Source organism: Cupriavidus sp. C1SS-2L (genome assembly GCF_057073735.1).
In genome coordinates this window covers 2,054,640-2,072,558 of record NZ_CP172709.1, presented here as the reverse complement: position 1 = coordinate 2,072,558, position 17,919 = coordinate 2,054,640, and the positions used below count along the sequence as shown (strand labels likewise).

Annotated in this window: 18 protein-coding genes; 14 read left to right on the top strand and 4 right to left on the bottom strand. The window is 66.1% G+C overall.

Translation table 11 applies throughout. From position 1 onward, the window contains the following. Positions 1-152: 152 nt before the first annotated feature. Genes ACIGJG_RS27185 through ligD form a run of 3 tightly spaced genes read right to left on the bottom strand, consistent with a single transcriptional unit; the run spans position 153 to position 4,394 of the window. Positions 153-968 (bottom strand): tetratricopeptide repeat protein, encoded by an 816-nt coding sequence (locus ACIGJG_RS27185; protein ID WP_140950257.1) that lies wholly within the window; start codon positions 966-968, stop codon positions 153-155. A gap of 2 nt (positions 969-970) precedes the next feature. Beyond that, complete coding sequence (gene ku, locus ACIGJG_RS27180) at positions 971-1,876, bottom strand: non-homologous end joining protein Ku (RefSeq protein ID WP_140950256.1); 906 nt, start codon at positions 1,874-1,876, stop codon at positions 971-973. A 40-nt stretch (positions 1,877-1,916) separates the two neighbouring features. Continuing rightward, positions 1,917-4,394, bottom strand: a complete 2,478-nt coding sequence (ligD, locus tag ACIGJG_RS27175) for a DNA ligase D (RefSeq protein ID WP_011300541.1) — start codon at positions 4,392-4,394, stop codon at positions 1,917-1,919. 299 nt (positions 4,395-4,693) lie between these two features. Here ligD and tolA point away from each other — a divergent pair, with 299 nt between their 5' ends. The 14 genes from tolA (at position 4,694) to ACIGJG_RS27105 (ending at position 17,667) form a co-directional block, all read left to right on the top strand. Continuing rightward, positions 4,694-5,455 carry a cell envelope integrity protein TolA gene (tolA, locus tag ACIGJG_RS27170; RefSeq protein ID WP_483673379.1) on the top strand — a complete coding sequence of 254 codons (762 nt, stop codon included), beginning with the start codon at positions 4,694-4,696 and terminating at the stop codon, positions 5,453-5,455. A gap of 138 nt (positions 5,456-5,593) precedes the next feature. Beyond that, positions 5,594-5,878 carry a hypothetical protein gene (locus tag ACIGJG_RS27165; RefSeq protein WP_483673378.1) on the top strand — a complete coding sequence of 95 codons (285 nt, stop codon included), beginning with the start codon at positions 5,594-5,596 and terminating at the stop codon, positions 5,876-5,878. A 230-nt stretch (positions 5,879-6,108) separates the two neighbouring features. Then, positions 6,109-6,759 carry a cytochrome c3 family protein gene (locus ACIGJG_RS27160; protein ID WP_011300544.1) on the top strand — a complete coding sequence of 217 codons (651 nt, stop codon included), beginning with the start codon at positions 6,109-6,111 and terminating at the stop codon, positions 6,757-6,759. A gap of 11 nt (positions 6,760-6,770) precedes the next feature. Further along, on the top strand, positions 6,771-9,608 hold the full coding sequence (locus tag ACIGJG_RS27155; RefSeq protein ID WP_483673376.1) for a 4Fe-4S dicluster domain-containing protein: 2,838 nt from the start codon (positions 6,771-6,773) through the stop codon (positions 9,606-9,608). Beyond that, positions 9,605-11,005, top strand: coding sequence for an NrfD/PsrC family molybdoenzyme membrane anchor subunit (nrfD, locus tag ACIGJG_RS27150; RefSeq protein WP_140950253.1), 1,401 nt, complete (start codon positions 9,605-9,607; stop codon positions 11,003-11,005). The genes ACIGJG_RS27155 and nrfD overlap by 4 nt, the downstream gene beginning before the upstream one ends. Next, complete coding sequence (locus ACIGJG_RS27145) at positions 11,002-11,523, top strand: DUF3341 domain-containing protein (protein ID WP_041680217.1); 522 nt, start codon at positions 11,002-11,004, stop codon at positions 11,521-11,523. Before nrfD ends, ACIGJG_RS27145 begins: the two co-directional genes overlap by 4 nt. Further along, entirely contained in the window at positions 11,520-12,122 is a 603-nt protein-coding gene (locus ACIGJG_RS27140) for a c-type cytochrome (protein ID WP_483673375.1), read from the top strand. The genes ACIGJG_RS27145 and ACIGJG_RS27140 overlap by 4 nt, the downstream gene beginning before the upstream one ends. Continuing rightward, positions 12,119-13,033, top strand: coding sequence for a hypothetical protein (locus tag ACIGJG_RS27135; RefSeq protein ID WP_483673374.1), 915 nt, complete (start codon positions 12,119-12,121; stop codon positions 13,031-13,033). Before ACIGJG_RS27140 ends, ACIGJG_RS27135 begins: the two co-directional genes overlap by 4 nt. Then, positions 13,030-13,371 carry a hypothetical protein gene (locus tag ACIGJG_RS27130; RefSeq protein WP_011300550.1) on the top strand — a complete coding sequence of 114 codons (342 nt, stop codon included), beginning with the start codon at positions 13,030-13,032 and terminating at the stop codon, positions 13,369-13,371. Before ACIGJG_RS27135 ends, ACIGJG_RS27130 begins: the two co-directional genes overlap by 4 nt. Beyond that, the gene (locus ACIGJG_RS27125; RefSeq protein WP_011300551.1) at positions 13,368-14,150 is read left to right on the top strand and encodes an SCO family protein; all 783 of its coding nucleotides are present in this window, start codon (positions 13,368-13,370) and stop codon (positions 14,148-14,150) included. The genes ACIGJG_RS27130 and ACIGJG_RS27125 overlap by 4 nt, the downstream gene beginning before the upstream one ends. After that, positions 14,147-15,097 carry a cytochrome c oxidase subunit II gene (gene coxB / locus ACIGJG_RS27120; protein ID WP_483673373.1) on the top strand — a complete coding sequence of 317 codons (951 nt, stop codon included), beginning with the start codon at positions 14,147-14,149 and terminating at the stop codon, positions 15,095-15,097. Before ACIGJG_RS27125 ends, coxB begins: the two co-directional genes overlap by 4 nt. Then, positions 15,078-16,715 (top strand): cytochrome c oxidase subunit I, encoded by a 1,638-nt coding sequence (ctaD, locus tag ACIGJG_RS27115; RefSeq protein ID WP_140950251.1) that lies wholly within the window; start codon positions 15,078-15,080, stop codon positions 16,713-16,715. Before coxB ends, ctaD begins: the two co-directional genes overlap by 20 nt. After that, positions 16,712-17,341 (top strand): cytochrome c oxidase subunit 3 family protein, encoded by a 630-nt coding sequence (locus ACIGJG_RS27110; RefSeq protein WP_483673372.1) that lies wholly within the window; start codon positions 16,712-16,714, stop codon positions 17,339-17,341. The genes ctaD and ACIGJG_RS27110 overlap by 4 nt, the downstream gene beginning before the upstream one ends. Beyond that, positions 17,338-17,667, top strand: coding sequence for a cytochrome C oxidase subunit IV family protein (locus ACIGJG_RS27105; protein ID WP_140950249.1), 330 nt, complete (start codon positions 17,338-17,340; stop codon positions 17,665-17,667). Before ACIGJG_RS27110 ends, ACIGJG_RS27105 begins: the two co-directional genes overlap by 4 nt. Here ACIGJG_RS27105 and ACIGJG_RS27100 read toward each other — a convergent pair. Next, positions 17,664-17,894, bottom strand: a complete 231-nt coding sequence (locus ACIGJG_RS27100) for a hypothetical protein (protein WP_041680219.1) — start codon at positions 17,892-17,894, stop codon at positions 17,664-17,666. The genes ACIGJG_RS27105 and ACIGJG_RS27100 overlap by 4 nt on opposite strands. Positions 17,895-17,919: the final 25 nt, after the last annotated feature.

Genomic DNA, 17,919 nt, shown 5'->3' with positions numbered 1-17,919 from the left:
GCGCCCTGATGCCGCGCCGCGCGCCACGACGGCGGCCGCAGGAAGGAGTATGAAAAGCAGGAATCGCCCCTTACAAGACGCTCAGAGGCATTACGCCATAACGGATGGGAATGTCCGGGCCCAGGTTCGCAGGAGACGGACGTCGCCACCGATCACCGGACCGGTTCAAGCCGCCTGTACTGGTGAAAATGCCGGATCGCGCGCTGATGGTCGCCCATGGCTTCATGCAGCCGCGCGGCGTTGTAGTGCGCATCGGCCAGATCAGGCGCCAGTGCGATACAGGCATGGTATTCGGCAAGTGCCGCTTCAGCGTATCCGCTGTCTTCCAGCGCAACGGCAAGATTGAATCGAATCAAGGGCCCGTCGAGGCCTTGTTCCAGCGCAGCGCGATACAGATCGACGGCATCCGCGTAGCGCGCCCGGTCACACAACAGGCACCCCAGGTTCACATAGGCGTCCAGCAGGCCAGGATCAGCGGCAATGGCCCTGCGGTAGGCTAGCTCGGCCTCTTCGGGATCTTCTCGTTCGAACTCCTGCGCAATCTCGAACAACTCATGGCCGCTCAGGCAGACGGCAGTAGCCGGTAGCGGACTCAATGGAAGCACGGGCGCGGAGCGGTCAGGCGTATCGAAGTCCATGATCCGCTGTCCGGTCTCCGCTTGCCATGGACCGTGCGCGTCCTTCACGGCCACGGATCCGCCCAGCGCCGTGATACGGATGCCGGTCAAAGGCCTGCCCGTGGCAAGCGCATCCAGCCTCTTGAGCGATCGAACGACACGCCGCGGCGGGACATTGGCGGCACGCAGCGATTGCGCCGTGCGAAACAGCAGCAGGTCCTGGAAGGAAAAGCGATACTGGCTCCCCGGCCCACGGGCCGGCGTGACGATGCCCGCTGCCACCATCGCCTGGACCATGGAACGCGAAATGCCAGCCAGCGTCTGGACGTCGCGCAAGCTGAACGCCTGCATGCTCAGGCCTTCTTCGCGCGCTTCGGAATGGCTGCCACAGTGGCAGTGGTTCGCTTGGCGCTCTTGCGCGGCGCGGGTGACTCCGCGGCAGGCGCCTTGGCCGTGGCTGTCTTGCTCGCTGCGGCCGACCGCTTGCCAGTGGATAGGCTCTTCTTCAGCGCTTCCACAAGATCGATCACCTGGCCGGACGGTGAAATCTCCACCGGTTCCTGAGAGATGATTTCCTTGCCGGCGATCTTCGCATCAATCGCCGCCAGGACGCGCTCCTTCTCTTCGTCGCGATACTGGCTGGCATCGTAGTGATCCTCCGACGCCTGCTCGATCAGTTGGACGGCGAGCTTCATTTCGGCATCAGACACGGCGACGTCCTCGACATGCAGTTCGTCAATGGACCGGACTTCGTCCGCGAATAGCAGCTGCTGGAACACGAGCCCGCCCTCGATGGGCCGGATCTGAACCATATGCGACTTGCCCTTGGACGCCCATTTGGCAATCGCGCACCGGCCCGTCTTTGCCATGGCGGCACGCAGCAGGCTGTATGGCTTGCCACCGCGCTTGTCCGGGGCAATGTAGTAGGTCTTGTCGTAGTAGATGGGATCGACACCCTTCTCCGGCACGAACGAGACGATTTCGACGATATGGCTCGCGCCCTCTTCGAGCGCCTTGAGCTCGTCGGGACTGAAGATCACGAACTGGTCCTTCTCGAATTCGTAGCCCTTCACCATCTCTTCGCGTGGCACCACTTCCCGCGTTTGCTCCGAGACGTATTGCTGCTTCAGCCGCGAGCCGTCCTTGCTGAGCAGGTTGAAGCGCACCGTGCTTCCGGAATCCGTCGCGGTGTAAAGCTTCACCGGAATCGAGACCAGGCCGAAAGAGAGGGAAAGCGAAGCAAGTGATCGCGCAGCCATAATGCAATCTCCACGTCACGAAGGACAATCACGAACACCGTCAGCCGAGTGCCTCCATGGCATCTTGAAGGCTTTGCGTCGTCGACCAGTAGTCACTCCATGGATCATTCGTCCGGAAGCTCAGGTATTCCCTGGCGTTCCGGACCGTCCACTGGTCGGCGCTTTTGAGCTGCGGCAGTTGCTCCCATGATAGTGGCATCGACACGCCCATGCCGGGTCGCGCACGCGCCGAGAATGCTGCGGCGGTGGTCTGCCCGGTGCCGTTGCGCAAGTAGTCGACAAACACCCTACCCTTGCGATTGCCTGCGCCGGACCTGGCCACGAAGCGCTGAGGCAGGGTCTTGGCCAGGTGCAGCACGGCGGCGCGGGAAAAGGACTTTACCGCGTCATAGTCGAGTTCCGGCACCAATGGCACGACGACGTGCAGCCCTTTTCCGCCGCTGGTCTTGAGCCACGCTGCAAGCCCCAGCTCCCCCAGTAGCGTGTGCACCAGGATCGCTGCCTCCTGTACATGCTGCCAGGACACGCCCTCCCCAGGGTCCAGATCGAAGATGACGCGATCCGGGTGGGCGAGATCGGCCGCCGTGGAGTTCCATGTGTGGAGTTCGACCACATTCAGTTGCGCGGCGCCGGCGAGCGCTTCGGCCGAGTCGATCGTCAGCAGGCGGCTATGCCCTGGCCACAGGGACGCAGGCTGCTCGGTCAGCCCCGGCAGCTTCGTGGTTTCAGCGTGCTTCTGAAAGAAGAGCTCGCCGCCGATGCCATCGGGCGCGCGCAGCAGCGCCACGGGCCGCGCCATGAGATGCGGCAGCAGCCAGTCTGCCACGCTCTCGTAGTAGCGCACGAGGTCGAGCTTGGTGATGCCGGTGGTGGCATCAATGACTCGCTCAGGGTGCGTCACTTTCACGGCGGCGCGCGTGGAACCCGGCTCGACCTGCACCGCTTCCCTGCGGACATCCCGCGCCGGCGTTTCGCTGCGCAGCGCCTTGAACGATGCCTGGCGTACCTGGCCCGCCGGCGTCCACTCGGCGAACTCGACCTCCGCCACCAGCGACGGCTTGACCCAATGCGGCGTACTGTTCCTGTTCGATCCCCACCTGCTGCGGCCCTTCGAGGCAGCGGCAAACGGCGCCGTATCGGTCTTCAGCTTTGCGAGCTGCGTCCGCAACGCGGCGGCGGTCTTGCTGTCCCATCCCGTGCCGACGTTGCCGGCATCGCGCAGTTGCCCGTCCTCATAGACGCCGAGCATCAGGCGGCCGACTTCGCCGGGCGCACCTTCCCTGTCTCCATAGCCACAGATCACGAACTCCTGGCGCAGCCGGCATTTGGCCTTGAGCCAGTCGGCATTGCGCGAAGAGCTGTAGGCGGAGTCCGCCCGTTTCAGCATCACGCCCTCCAGCCCCAACTGGGACGCGGCCTGAAAGACCTGATCCGCAGGCGCCTCGAAACTTTCGCTGAAGCGCACGCGTTCGGAGCGGGCATCGACCAGGCGCGCCAGATGCGCCCGACGTTCCCGCAATGGCACGCGGCGCAGGTCGCGTCCTTCCCAGTACGGAATGTCGAAAAGGAAGTAGACAATCGATTCGGTGCGATGGCTGTCGATGGCGTTCTGCAGCGCATTGAAGTCGGGCAGGCCGTCGCGCAGCACCACGATCTCACCGTCGAGCCATCCTTCCGAGATATCCAGCTTCTCGACTTCCTTGGCGAGACCGCCGAGCTTGCGCGTCCAGTCGTGGCCGTTGCGCGTGATCAGGTGCACCCTGGCATCGACGATCCGGGACAGGAGCCGATATCCGTCGAACTTGGTCTCGATGATCCAGCCGCTACCACTGGGCAGTTTTGCGGTCGGTGTCGCCAGTTGCGGAGCCAGGCGCGGCGGCGGCGGTGCCCGTACCGCGGCCGACAAGTCCGGGGTACCAGACGGCGATGCACTGCTGCTCTCGCGTTCCTCGACCTGCCCGAGTGGATGCGCGACGACGCTGTCCGGCAACGCCGTAATGACGTCGAACTCCGCATGCGGCCGCGCCCACCGGTCCCGCTTCTTGAACAACATCCACTGGTCATCGGCATCGCCCGGCTTCGAGATACGCACCAGTTCCCAGCGGCCGGCGAGCTTCTGCCCGTGCAAAGCGAATTCGAGCTTGCCTTTCGCCATGCCGGCCTGCGCGTCGCCCACCGGCTCCCACGTGCCGTTGTCCCACACAATGACGGACCCCGCCCCATACTGCTTCGGCGGGATGGTGCCTTCGAACGCCGCGTAATCGACGGGATGGTCTTCCACGTGGATGGCGATGCGCTTCTCGGCCGGATCGAAGCTGGGTCCCTTGGGAACGGCCCAGCTGAGCAACACGCCATCGAGTTCGAGCCGGAAGTCGTAATGCAGGCGTCGCGCCCAGTGTTTCTGCACGACAAAGCGCAGCGGCCCCGGGGCGCGGGGGGCACGGGTGCGCGGGCCCGGTTCGGCCGTGACGCGGAAATCACGTTTTTCGCGGTATCGGTCAAGGGAAGTTCGTGCCATGAAAACAGCATAGGCGCACGCTTGCTTGTCTCGTAGATGAAGGATCGGGCCATCCCCAACACGTGGACCCGGTTCCCGCTCGCCGCTTGGGAGGTGTCGCATCAGAGCCATGGCCCGGCTCCGCTCCTGTTTTTCAGCGCACTTTGTAATATGGTTCTGTGTAGGAGCGCAGCCATCAAGTTTTTGGCTTCCCCGGCGATTGCCCTGAAGCCCGATGTTCTGATCGGCTGGAGGAACGTGTTGCCATCGGCCAGAGCGTGCATGCAATGCTGGCCGGGGCAGCGGCGAGGCAGGTGACCATGCAGGCCAGCGCATATCCGTATCATCCCGTGCGAGAACGGCGCACCCTGATTTGTTTCCTGGCGGCGCTGTTCATGCATATGCTGCTCGGCGCGCTGCTCTACTATGGCGTACGTTGGCGCAGCGCGGCACCGGAAGGGGTTTCTGCCGAACTGTGGGAACCCATCGCGGAGGCCGTTCCGAACGAGCCCGCGGTCGCGCCGACGCCGAGCGTGAAGCCGGCTGAAGAAGAGCCCGCCGATATCTCGCTGCAGGAGCAGCGGCGCAAGGCCGAGCGCGCAGCGCGCGACGAAGCCAGAGCGCAACGCGAAAAGCAGGCGCGCGCGGAGGCCGAGCGCAAGGCGGCACAACGCGAGGCACAGCGTGAGGCAATGGAAGCGCAGCGCCAGGCGAGCAATGCCGAACACCAGAGCCAATTGGCCCGCTTGCGTGCGCAGGCCGGCGGCGCCAACGCGAATGCAGGCACCGGTACCTCCGGCAAGCCTTCGTCCGGCTATGCCGAGCGCGTCCGGCGGCGGGTCAAGCCGAATATTATTTTCAACGAGGAAGTCAACGGCAATCCAGCCGCCGTGGTAGCCGTCCAGATGGCACCGGACGGATCTGTGCTGTCGACGCGGCTTGCCAAATCAAGCGGAAACGCCGACTGGGACAATGCGGTCCTGCGCGCGGTGTCGCGCTCCGATCCGCTGCCACGGGACGAAAACGGCGTCGCACCGTCGGAAATCCGGATCACCTTCTGGCCAAAGGACCAGGGTGGCTGATCATCAGCAATCGCCGCTGCCGTTGTTCGTGCGCGATCGGCAACGCGAGTGGTCCGGAATCGATCCTTTCCGTACAACGGCCTTGCTCCGAGTTTCTGTCATGCTGAGTCCCTTCAGGACCACTCAGGCAGGTTTATCGTGAGCGCTATTGCTGTTGTTCCTTGCTTACTGTGTGGCGAACTCGCCCGACGCTGGTCCGATCGGCACGATCACGTGCTCGAAGGCCGTATTTACCGATGCGCGTGTTGCGGCGGGCGTTTTTCGGTCACGGGCGAAGCCTATGGAGAAATCATCCAGGGCAACTGGGACACGACAGAGCTTATGACGGCGGTGAGGCAGCGCATTGCCACCGGCGAGCTGCCGCGCATCGAAGGGATCGCAGGCCTGCCGAGCGTGATAGCGGTCGGCCGGCAGGCATCCTGAAGTTCGCAACCGGGGCCATCGGGTCCATCGCCGACCCCATGTGATTCGCCTGCTACGCCTCTGCCTCCGCTGTTCGACACCCGAGAAAATCGGGACCCGGATGTAAAGCTTACACACGCAACCTTCAGCGCAAGCATTACGTCCATCGTTCCGTCAGCGGAGCGCTCATTGCACGCCAGCTTGGCATCCGGATTGCAGCACACAAGCGTTTTGCCCCAATAAAGAACGCCATGGCGCAAGCATTCACGCGCTCGGAATTGCTTGTCCTCAAGCTGCTGGGCATTGGTGCGGCCGTGCTTGTCGCCGGGGCCCTCGGGATGGCCCGGTGGTCCATGGCGCCCGCGATCGAGATGCAGGAACCTGTCGAGCAGCCCATACCGTTCAGCCACAAGCATCACGTTTCCGATGACGGCATCGATTGCCGGTACTGTCATGCGTCCGTGGAAACGTCGGCGTTCGCGGGCATGCCGAGCACCAGCGTATGCCTGACCTGTCACAGCGTGCTGTTTCGTGACGCCCCGATGCTCGCGCCGCTTCACGAAAGCCTGCGGGACAATCGCCCGCTGGTCTGGACGCGCGTGCACGACCTGCCTGACTTTGTCTACTTCGATCACAGCATCCACGTCGCCAAGGGAGTTGCCTGCCAGGAATGCCACGGGCGCGTGGACCAGATGCCGCTGATGCGCCGCGTGGCGCCGCTCGACATGCAATGGTGCCTGGCCTGCCACCGTGACCCAGCCAGGCATCTGCATGCGCCGACGGACATCGTCACGATGCGCGATCCCACACCGATTTCCGCCGACGAAATTGCGCTGCTGCAGAAGATGTATCACCTGCAGGACACGCGGCGGCTCACCGATTGTTCGACTTGTCATCGATGACAAGGGCGCGCGTGATCCCCCTCGTGCCGGTCGATGAGCCATCGGATGCGCCCCGCAGCCCTGCCCGCCGCCATTTCCTGCGTACGACCATGGCGGCTTCGGCAGCGCTCGCGGGCGCCGCATGCAGCGGGCCGCCAGCCGAGATGATCGTCCCCTACGTGCAGATGCCAGAAGGCATCGTCCCAGGCCGGCCGCTGTTCTACGCCACGGCACTGACGCGCCACGGCTACGGGATGGGTGTTCTCGTCGAAACCAATATGGGCCGCCCGACCAAGATCGAGGGCAACCCGCGTCACCCCGCCAGCCTCGGTGCGACGCATCCGTTCGATCAGGCCGCCGTACTTCAGCTCTGGGACCCCGACCGCAGCCAGGCGCCGTATCGCGGCGGTGCGCTGTCGGGCTGGGCAGCGTTCGACGCGGCGCTGGCCACGCAGCGGGTCCAGTGGCGCGACCGTGACGGCGAAGGCCTGCGGCTGCTGACCGGCAACGTAGGCTCGCCGACGCTGTCCGCCCAGATTGCGCAATGGCTCGATCGCTATCCGAAGGCCGTGTGGCACGTGCACGACCCGCTCTACGACGAGGATCCCTCGCCGCGCATGGCGTTCGGCGACGACGTGGACCTGTTGATCGACCCTAAGCCGGCCACGACGATCGTGACGCTCGATGCCGATCTGGTCGGTCATGGTCCGGCTGCCGTGCGCCACGCGCACGACTTCATGGCGGACCGCCGCGGCGTGGCGCCAATGCTGGCGTGCCGGCTCTACGCGATCGAATCGTCGCCGACGCTGACAGGCGAGATCTCCGACAACCGGCTCGCGCTGCCACCTCACGAGATCGAACGCCTCGCGTGGTCGCTCGCGCGCAAGCTCGGCGTGCCTGACGTTCCCGTCGACACGCCCGAGCCTGCGTCCGACACCGCAAGACACTGGATCGCCGTGCTCGCCCGGCGACTGCGCGAGGCACCGCCAGGCAGTTCGCTGTTGATCGCTGGCGGTGCCCTGTCCGGTCCGACAAGAGCACTGGTCTGGCGGCTCAATGCCCGGCTGGGCAATCTCGGCAAATCGGTGCGCCCGGTCGCAGGCACCCCCAGGCGTCCGCTGGGCGAAGCGCATTCGATTGGCGCACTGACCGAGGCCATGCGGGCCGGCGCAGTCTCGGCGCTGCTCATGATCGATGTGAATCCCGCCTACGACGCGCCGTGCGATCTCGGCTTCGATGCCGCGCTCCGGCATGTACCATGGTCATCGCATATGGGCGTGTATCGCGACGAAACGGCGCGCCTGACGACCTGGCATGCGCCCATGGCCCATGACCTGGAGCGATGGAGCGACGCGCGTGCGTGGGACGGCACGGCATCCATCGTGCAACCGGTGATCGCACCGCTCAACGGTGGCCGTTCGGCGCATGAGCTTCTGTCCGCCGCTGTCGATGAACACCAGTCAGGCTATGACCTCGTGCGCGCGCACTGGCGTGCCCGCCAGCGCGACGACTTCGATGCCTTCTGGGAACAGGCCTTGCGAACCGGCGTGATTGCGGATACCGCCGCGCCGCCAGCCACGACCGACATGCGCCAGCCCATCACGCCACCGTCATTCGCGGCGCCCCCATTGGTTGCCCGGTTCATGCCCGACCCCGCCACCGATGCCGGAGAACTGGCCAACAATGCGTGGCTGCAGGAACTGCCGCGCGCGCTGACGCGGCACACCTGGGACAATGCCGCGCTGATCGGGCCGCTGACGGCGCGCGCGCGACGTCTGTCTACCGGCGATATTGTCGTGATCCGGCGCACGGACCGGCAGGGCAACCCGATCGAGGCGCCCGTGTGGGTGCTGCCCCGCCATGCCGAGGGCGTCGTGTCGCTGCCGCTCGGCTACGGCCGCCGCCATGCGGGGCGCGTCGGCAACGGCGTGGGCTTCGACGCCTACGCATTGCGTACGGTCGATGGCCCGCACGAGATCACCGTCGAAGCCACGGGGCGCCGCCATGCGTTCGCGGTGGTCCAGACGCAGACATCGATGGCAGGGCGCGAGGTGGCACCGCTCGCCACCGTGAGCGAGTATCGGCGCAACCCGCGTTTCGCGCAGCCCGCTGCCGACAGGCCTTCGCTCTATCCGCGCTGGCCCTACCCTGCCGAACGCTGGGGCATGAACGTGGATCTCAACGCGTGCATTGGCTGCAACGCCTGCACCGTCGCCTGCCAGGCCGAGAACAACATCCCTGTCGTCGGCAAGGAAGAGGTCTCGCGCGGCCGGGTCATGCACTGGATACGCGTCGACCGCTACGACGACGCGCGCGATACCGACGGCCGCGCGTCGCGCATTGTCTTCCAGCCCGTGCCCTGCATGCACTGCGAGGACGCGCCCTGCGAGCTGGTATGCCCGGTCGGCGCTACGGTGCATGACAGCGCCGGCCTCAACGTACAGGTGTACAACCGCTGCGTCGGCACGCGGTTCTGCTCGAACAACTGCCCGTACAAGGTGCGGCGCTTCAACTTCCTGCAGTACAGCAACCAGGGCAATGACCGCCCGCCGCCTGCGTTCAACCCGGACGTCACCGTACGCCGCCGCGGCGTGATGGAAAAATGCACGTATTGCCTGCAGCGCATCACGCGCGCGCGGATCGAGTCGGAAAAGCTCGGCCAGCCGGTTCGCGATGGCGATGTCGTGACGGCGTGCCAGGCCGCCTGTCCGACGCAAGCGATTGCGTTCGGCAACCTCGACGATCCCGACAGCCAGGTCAGCCGGCTCAAGCGCGGGCCGCGCAACTATGACCTGCTTGCCGAACTGAACACCCGGCCGCGTACGAGCTATGCGGCGCTGGTGACCAATCCCGACGATGCGCTCGCATGACCATGGCAGATCGCACCGATCGATACGATACGCCCCCCGTTTCGAAAGACATCGGGGTACTGCGGCCCGGGTGGGGCTATGCGAGCGTGTCCGACAAGATCGCCGGCCTGGTGCTGGAACGGCCGGTACGCCTGCCCTGGCTCAGCGCCTTTCTGCTGACCTTCGCGGGGATGCTGGTGTTCATGGGCGCCACAGCGTGGTTGTTCGCGCGCGGCGTCGGCATCTGGGGCGTCGACATTCCGGTGGCGTGGGGCTTTGCGATCGGCAACTTCGTCTGGTGGATCGGTATCGGCCACGCGGGGACGTTCATCTCGGCGTTCCTGCTGCTTCTCAGGCAGCAGTGGCGCACGTCGGTCAACCGCTTCGCCGAGGCCATGACGCTGTTTGCCGCCGCGATTGCCGGCCTGTTCCCGATCCTGCACCTTGGCCGGCCGTGGTTCTTCTACTGGCTCGTGCCCTACCCCGACGTCATGAACGTATGGCCGCAATGGCGCAGTCCGCTGGTGTGGGACCTGTTCGCGATCGGCACCTACCTGATCGTGTCGCTGCTGTTCTGGTACGTCGGGCTGATCCCGGACCTGGCCACGCTGCGCGACCGCGCCTGCCTGCGCGGACGGCGCCGCACCGCGCAGGCCTACGCGCTACTGGCAGTCGGCTGGCGGGGCGATGCGCGCCACTGGGCCCGCTACGAAAGCGCCTATTTGCTGCTGGCCGGACTGGCGACGCCGCTGGTGATCGCCGTGCATTCGATCGTGTCGCTCGACTTCGCGATCGGGAACACCCCTGGCTACCACTCGACGATCTTTCCGCCGTACTTCGTCGCCGGCGCGCTGTTCTCGGGCTTCGCCATGGTGCTGACCATCGCCATCCCGCTGCGGCGCGTGTACGGGCTGGAGGACTTCATCACCACGCGCCACCTGGCCAATGCGGCAAAGATCATGCTGACAGTGAGTCTGATCGTCGCCTATGGCTATGCGAGCGAGATCTTTACGGCCTTCTACAGCGGCGACCGCTACGAGATGTTCCTGTTCCAGAACCGCTGGACCGGGCCGTACGCGGTCGTCTACTGGGCGATGATGACCTGCAATGTGCTCGCGCCGCAGTGCCTGTGGTGGCGCCGCGTGCGGCACAGCCCCGCCGTGCTGTTCGTGCTGAGCCTCGTCATCAACACGGGCATGTGGATGGAGCGGTTCCTGATCGTCGTATCGAGCCTGCACCGCGACTTCCTGCCGTCGTCGTGGGGCATGTTCTATCCGACGCGCTGGGACTGGATCATGCTCGCGGGCTCCATTGCGATGTTTGCGTGGCTGTTCCTGGTCTTCATTCGCTGCCTGCCGGTGATCTCGATCGCCGAAATGCGCGAGCTCGTGCTCACCAGCACGAAGGAGGCGCCATGAGCCAATATGGCGTGCTTGCCGAATACCGCACGGGCACTGCGTTGCTCGATGCCGCCCGGCGCGCCCGCGCGGCGGGCTTCACGCACCTGGAGGCCTTCACGCCGTATCCGGTCGAGGGGCTGGCCGAGGCCATCGGCATGACGGCGGACCGCATGCCGCTGCTCGCGCTGCTGGGCGGGCTGACCGGCGGACTTGGAGGATTCCTGCTGCAGTGGTATGCGGCCGTGATCGACTACCCGCTCAATATCGGCGGCCGGCCTGCCGGCAGCTGGCAGATGTTCGTACCGGTGACGTTCTCGCTGACGATCCTGGGCGCGGCGCTGACCACGGTGATCGGCATGCTGGTGGCGAACCGGCTGCCGCGGCTGCGGCACCCGTTGTTCGACGCGCCCGATTTCGAACAGGCGTCCCGGCACCGCTTCTTCCTCTGCATCCGGCCCGAAGCCGCGCAGGCGACGGCGGCGTTCCGCATGCTTGCCACGACCGCGCCGCTGCGCGTGAGCGAGGTGCCGCAATGATCTCCCCACGCGTGCTGAACCTGCTGCGCTACCTCGCCCTGCCCTGCATGCTGATCGCGCTCAACGCATGCGAACGCGCGCGGCAGGACATGTATGACCAGCCAAAGTACAAACCGTACGCGCGCAGCGACCGCTTTGCCGACGGTACATCGGCGCGCCCGCTGCCCGACAACTCGGTGCCGGTGCCCGGCGGGCCCTTTGCCGCGATGTCGAGCGGCCGAAGCCAGGCCTGGTCTGGCACCGGCGACCGGCCGCCGCTCACACTGCAACAGTTGCAGCGCGGGCGCTCGCGCTATGAAATCCACTGTGCGCCCTGCCATAGCCCGACCGGCGATGGGGATGGCATGGTGGTCCGGCGCGGCTTTCCGCACCCGCTCTCGTTCCACACCGACGCGTTGCGCCGTGCGCCCGACGCGCAGCTGTACGACGCGATCACCCGTGGCAGTGGCCCCATGGCCCCCTATGCCGCGCAACTGACCCCGTCAGACCGCTGGGCCGTGGTCGCGTATATCCGCGCGCTGCAGCTGAGCCAGCACGCGCCCGCGGCGCGGCTGACGGCGAACGACCTGCAGCATCTCGATGAAGGAGCGACGCCATGAGCGCACACCCCGGCACGACGGCGCTGGCGCTGTACCTCTGCGCGTGGTGGTGCTGCATCGGCATCGTGTTGGGCGGACTGGTCATGGTGTGGATCCACAACCTCAGCGGGGGCGCCTGGGGCGAACCGCTGCGCGCGCCGCTGCTGGACCTGTCACGCCATACATGGCTGCTGGCGCTGCTGTTTGTGCCGGTTCTGGCCGGCACCACCGTGCTGTATCCATGGGCAACCGACGCAGCGCTGGGCATCCGGCGCTGGCCGCACGAGATCGCGCCCGCGGACGCCGCGTTCAAGTCGATGTGGCTGACACCGCTGGCCTTTGTGCTCCGCGGCGTCGTGGTGCTCGTCGTCTGGATCGTGCTGGCCGCGATGAGCCGCTCCGCGCGCTGGACGCGCTCCGCGCGGTTCGCCGCGGCGGCGCTGATCGTCTACGGCATCACCGTCAGCATCGCGGCTGTCGACTGGATCATGTCGCTGATGCCGCTCTGGTACTCGAGCGTGTTCGGCCTGCTGCTGGCCACCGGGCAGGCCTGCGCGGGCCTGGCGCTCGGCACGTGGGTGGCAGCGCGGCGCGGCGCGCGGCCCCAGGTACTGCAGGACCTGGGCAATCTGCTACTGACGGCGGTCATCACCTGGACTTACCTGGCATTCATGCAATACCTGATCATCTGGGCGGAAGATCTTCCGCACGAAACCGGCTGGTATCTGGTGCGCCGCCATGGCATCTGGCCCTTGCTGGCGTGGGCGCTGGCGCTTGGGCATTTCGTTCTGCCCATGCTTGCACTGCTGTCGCGGCGCCTGAAGCGATCGCCGGCCAGACTGGCCACGGTGGCGGCAACACTGCTCGTCATGCATTTGCTGGACGCATGCTGGCTGGTGCTGCCCTCCACGGGAGCGGGAGGCCAGACATGACCCGCGTGCGCCAGGCCCGCCATGTCAGCCCGCGCGCGGTGATCGCCGGCGCTGCGGTCCTGCTCGTCGCGATCATGCTGGCAGCCGCCCTCGGCCGGCTATACGGACGCCACCTGAATCCCTCAGGTCGGCTCGGCGTGCCCACGCCAACCACGCCGGAGGCCACGTTGCCGCTGTCGGAGAGCGCCCCGCAAACCGAACGCGCGCGTTTCGACGCTGACAAGCAGGCCGTGCTCAAAGGCTGGGGCTGGGTCGACAAGCGCGCCGGTGTCGCCCATATCCCGGTGGAGCGGGCCATGGCATTGATGGCCGAAACACCGCCGGAGCCCGCACGATGAACCTGCGATGGATCTGCGTCCTCACGGCCACCTGCCTCACGCTGTACGCGCAGGCCAGCCCGCTCGCGCTCCCCGATCCGCCCGATATGGCATTCGCGCCGACCCTGGGCAAGCAGGTGCCGCTCGATCTGGTCTTCCGCGACGACGACGGTACGCCGGTTCGGCTGCGCGAACTGTCGGCGCATCGGCCGGTGATTCTCGTCCCCGGCTACTACCATTGCCCCAACCTGTGCAGCACGGTCATGGATGGCGTGCTGGAATCGCTGGCCCAGGCACATCTGCCACGCGGCGCGTGGCGCGTGGTCGCCTTCAGCATCGACAGCGGCGAGACAGTCGCCGTGGCCGCTGCGAAGAAGCAAAGCTATGGCGCGCTGGTGGCCGCTTCCGGCGGGAACCTGCATATGCTGACCGGCGATACCGCAGCCGTCGGCACGTTGATGCAGGCCATCGGCATGCGCGTTTCCCGCCCACCCGGCGCAAGCGAGATCGCCCATGCCGCGGGCTTTGCCGTGCTGACCCCCGACGGCCGCATCGCCCAGGCCTTCAACGGCGTGCGTTTCGATGCATCGGCCCTGCGCACCGCCATCGAGCGCGCCTCGGCCGGGAAGGTCGGCTCTCCGGCGCAGCAGTTGCTGATGCGCTGCGTCCACTTCGATCCGCTGACCGGACGCTACACCGTGACGATCCTCGACGGCATCCGGGCCTTGTTCCTTGGCGCGTTCGCCGCGCTGGCCGGCTGGTGGCTGTGGCAACACCGGCAGCGGCGGCGCTCATCATGAACAGCAGCTTCCATCTGTTTCCCGAGAGTGCGTCGCTGGCAGCCGGGCGCTACGACACCCTGATGCTGTCGCTCACCGCGCTGCTCTGTGTGGTCGCGCTCGCGGTGCTGGTGGCGATAGCAGGCTCGGTGATCCGCTACCACGAACACCGGCCGGCGGACCGCAGCCATCCGCCGCTCGCGAACAAGCCGCTGGAAATTGCCTGGACCACCATCCCGCTGCTGGTCTTCCTGGGCATCTTCGCCTGGGCCGCGCATGACTACACGCTGCTCGCGCAAGAGACCGCGGGCGCGCTGCCCGTCACCGTGGTGGCACGCCAGTGGATGTGGAAGCTCGAGCACGCCAACGGCAAGCGTGAAATCAACGAACTCCACGTCCCGCTGGGGCAGGCCGTGCAACTGACGATGACCTCGCAGGACGTGATCCACAGCTTCTACGTGCCCGCGTTCCGGATCAAGCAGGACGTGGTGCCGGGCCGCTACACCACGCTGCGCTTCACTGCGACGCATGCCGGCGTGTATCGGCTGTTCTGCGCGGAGTACTGCGGCACCGACCACGCCGCCATGCAGGGGCGCATCGTGGTGATGCCGCCCGCGGAGTTTGCGCGATGGCTGGACGCGAACGTGGGCCCTGAAACCACGGCGGCGCGCGGCCGCGCACTGTTCCGGCATTATGGCTGTGCCGCCTGCCACGACGCCGGCGCAACGGTGCAGGCACCGAGGCTGGACGGGCTCATGGGCCGCACGGTCACCCTGCAGGATGGACGCGCGGTGACCGCCGACGCGGCCTACGTACGCGACGCGATCCTGACGCCGCACAAGGACATCGTCGCGGGCTATGCGCCCATCATGCCGACCTACCAGGGCCAGATCGACGAGCAGGACATTCTCGCCATCATCGAATACCTGCGCAGCATGGGAGCCGCCGATGCGAGCACAAGCCGCTGAACGCGCCAGCACCGTGGCGCAGCCCGATTACCTGAGCGACGGCTTCTCGCTCGCCTCATGGCTGGGCTCGACGGACCACAAGCGCATTGCGTGGCTGTACATGGGCGCGATCACGCTGTTCTTCTTTATCGGCGGCGCGGCGGCCACGCTGATCCGGCTCGATCTCGTCACGCCGCAAGGCTCGCTGATGGCGGCCGATACCTACAACCGTCTGTTCACCGCGCATGGCGTGATCATGGTCTGGCTGTTCCTGATCCCGTCGATTCCGTCGGTGCTGGGCAACTTCCTGGTGCCGCTCATGATCGGCGCGCGCGACATGGCGTTCCCGCGGCTGAACCTCGCGAGCTGGTACCTGTACGTGGCGGGCGGCCTGCTGACGCTTGGCGCGATGATCGCCGGCGGCGTCGATACCGGCTGGACGTTCTACACGCCATACTCGACCATGTTCTCGAACAGCCATGTGGTGATGACGCTGGCCGGCGTATTCGTTACTGGCTTTTCCTCGATCCTGACCGGCCTGAACATCATCGTTACGGTGCATACGCTGCGGGCGCCGGGCATGACGTGGCTGCGCCTGCCGCTGTTCGTGTGGGCGGCCTACGGCACGAGCCTGATCCTGGTGCTGGCCACGCCGGTGCTGGCCATGACGCTCTGCCTCGTGGCGCTCGAGCGGCTCGCGCATATCGGCATCTTCGACCCCGCGCTTGGCGGCGACCCGCTGCTGTTCCAGCACCTGTTCTGGTTCTACTCGCATCCCGCCGTGTACATCATGATCCTGCCCGCGATGGGCGTGGCCAGCGAGATCATCCCGTGTTTTGCGCGGCGCCCCGTGTTCGGCTACCGCGCCATGGTGTGGGCGATCGTCGGCATCGCCAGCCTCGGCTTCCTGGTATGGGGCCACCACATGTTCGTGAGCGGCCAGTCCTACCGCGCGAGCGTGACGTTCTCGCTGCTGAGCTTTCTGGTGGCGGTGCCGTCGGCCATCAAGGTCTTCAACTGGACCGCGACGCTGTACAAGGGCAGCATCCGCCTGTCCGCGCCGATGCTGTACGCGCTCGGCTTTGTCGGGCTGTTCACGATAGGCGGCCTTACGGGGCTGATCCTGGCGGCGCTGGCGCTCGACGTCCACCTGACCGATACCTACTTCGTAATCGCGCATTTCCACTACATCATGGTGGGCGGCGCGGTCATGGCCTATCTTGGCGGCCTGCATTTCTGGTGGCCGAAAATGACGGGCCGCCGCTACCCGGAGAACTGGGCGCGCATCGCGGCCGTGGTGATCTTCCTCGGCTTCAACCTGACCTTCTTTCCGCAGTTCCTGCTCGGTTTCGAAGGGATGCCGCGCCGCTACCACGCCTACCCGCCCGAATTCCAGGTGCTCAATATCCTGTCTTCCGCGGGCGGTTCGATCCTCGCGATCGGCTACCTGATGCCGCTGGTCTACCTGATCCACTCGCTGTTCCGCGCAGAACGCGCGCCAGCCAACCCATGGCATGCCACAGGCCTTGAATGGCAGACCACATCGCCGCCGCCGACCCGCAACTTTGCGCAAGTGCCCAAGGTCGGTGCCGACCCCTACTGCTACGACCCCGTTTCGGGCAAGGAGACGCCGCAATGAGCGCGCCGCCGTTCCAGTTCGACAGTACCGGACAGCAAGCTGTGGCCTCGCGGCTCGGCATGTGGGTCTTCCTGGGCACCGAGCTGATGTTCTTCGGCCCGCTCTTCATGGGGTACTACTTCGTCCGCGCGACAGACCCCGTCGCGCTGCCGCTGGCGGCGCGGCAGACCGACCTGCTGCTCGGCAGCCTGAATACACTGGTGCTGATGACCAGCAGCCTCGGCATGGCGATGGCCGTTTCGGCCGCAAACGAAGACCGCCGCCGCGCCGCAGTGCGGTGCCTGTGGGCCACGTCGGCACTGGGGCTGGTCTTCCTGCTCATCAAGGGCTGGGAGTATTCCAAGGACATTGCTTCCGGCTTCGTCCCGGGCAATGCTTCGGGCGCCGGCGGACCGACCGGGCAGATGTTCCGCCTGCTCTACTTCGCGATGACGGGCCTGCACGCCATCCACCTGTGCATCGGCATCGGCCTGGTCGTGGTGTTCGCACTGGCGATGCGCCAGCGCCGGCCGCTGGCGGTCGATCCGGGGCGTCTGGAGATCGTTGGCCTGTACTGGCACTTTGTCGACATGATCTGGCTGTTCCTGTTCGCGCTGCTCTACCTGCCGGGAAGGAGTGGCCCATGAAGCCGCATGCTTCCGACACGCCCCGCCAGCTCGGCGTGTGGGCATGCCTGGTGGTGCTGCTCGCTATCACCATCGGCACGTCCTTCCTCCACCTCGGCACGTGGAACATGGTCATCAACCTGGCCATCGCCGTGCTCAAGGCCCTGCTGGTTGCTGTCTTCTTCATGCACCTGGGCCGTGCTCACGCGCTGCTCCGTTTGGCCAGCGCCGTACCGGTGGCCATCCTCGCCATCCTGTTCGTGCTGGCGCACGGCGACTACGCGAGCCGCATCAAGGTGCCCGCGGCCTGGCAGGTGCCCCCGCGCGAAGCCTCCGCCGGCCGCTAAGGCTGCGCCGCCGCGTGTGGCCCGACGAGGTCGTTGCAGAGGCTCCAAAGCATTGCCGTGGGCAGTTCGTCGCCGGGAGGCTGCCACGAGACGAGTGCTTCGTCCTGGATGGCCATCGTGTTCCACCAGGTGATGAGTTCCTCTTCGTTCCAGGCACGGCGCTTGTCCACCGGAACCTGCGCCAGGGCTTGCCTGAGGCGTTGTCGGAATTCGGTATCGCTGAGCATGTTCGTTCTCCTTGATTGATTCCCT

Excerpts from the sequence above, each read along its gene's own strand:
- nrfD (WP_140950253.1), top strand. The coding sequence starts at position 9,605 with ATGACCATGGCAGATCGCACCGATCGATACGATACGCCCCCCGTTTCG.
- ligD (WP_011300541.1), bottom strand. The coding sequence starts at position 4,394 with ATGGCACGAACTTCCCTTGACCGATACCGCGAAAAACGTGATTTCCGC.
- ACIGJG_RS27145 (WP_041680217.1), top strand. The coding sequence starts at position 11,002 with ATGAGCCAATATGGCGTGCTTGCCGAATACCGCACGGGCACTGCGTTG.
- ctaD (WP_140950251.1), top strand. The coding sequence starts at position 15,078 with ATGCGAGCACAAGCCGCTGAACGCGCCAGCACCGTGGCGCAGCCCGAT.
- ku (WP_140950256.1), bottom strand. The coding sequence starts at position 1,876 with ATGGCTGCGCGATCACTTGCTTCGCTTTCCCTCTCTTTCGGCCTGGTC.
- ACIGJG_RS27185 (WP_140950257.1), bottom strand. The coding sequence starts at position 968 with ATGCAGGCGTTCAGCTTGCGCGACGTCCAGACGCTGGCTGGCATTTCG.
- ACIGJG_RS27125 (WP_011300551.1), top strand. The coding sequence starts at position 13,368 with ATGAACCTGCGATGGATCTGCGTCCTCACGGCCACCTGCCTCACGCTG.
- ACIGJG_RS27100 (WP_041680219.1), bottom strand. The coding sequence starts at position 17,894 with ATGCTCAGCGATACCGAATTCCGACAACGCCTCAGGCAAGCCCTGGCG.
- ACIGJG_RS27110 (WP_483673372.1), top strand. The coding sequence starts at position 16,712 with ATGAGCGCGCCGCCGTTCCAGTTCGACAGTACCGGACAGCAAGCTGTG.
- coxB (WP_483673373.1), top strand. The coding sequence starts at position 14,147 with ATGAACAGCAGCTTCCATCTGTTTCCCGAGAGTGCGTCGCTGGCAGCC.
- ACIGJG_RS27135 (WP_483673374.1), top strand. The coding sequence starts at position 12,119 with ATGAGCGCACACCCCGGCACGACGGCGCTGGCGCTGTACCTCTGCGCG.
- ACIGJG_RS27105 (WP_140950249.1), top strand. The coding sequence starts at position 17,338 with ATGAAGCCGCATGCTTCCGACACGCCCCGCCAGCTCGGCGTGTGGGCA.
- ACIGJG_RS27160 (WP_011300544.1), top strand. The coding sequence starts at position 6,109 with ATGGCGCAAGCATTCACGCGCTCGGAATTGCTTGTCCTCAAGCTGCTG.
- ACIGJG_RS27140 (WP_483673375.1), top strand. The coding sequence starts at position 11,520 with ATGATCTCCCCACGCGTGCTGAACCTGCTGCGCTACCTCGCCCTGCCC.
- ACIGJG_RS27130 (WP_011300550.1), top strand. The coding sequence starts at position 13,030 with ATGACCCGCGTGCGCCAGGCCCGCCATGTCAGCCCGCGCGCGGTGATC.
- tolA (WP_483673379.1), top strand. The coding sequence starts at position 4,694 with ATGCAGGCCAGCGCATATCCGTATCATCCCGTGCGAGAACGGCGCACC.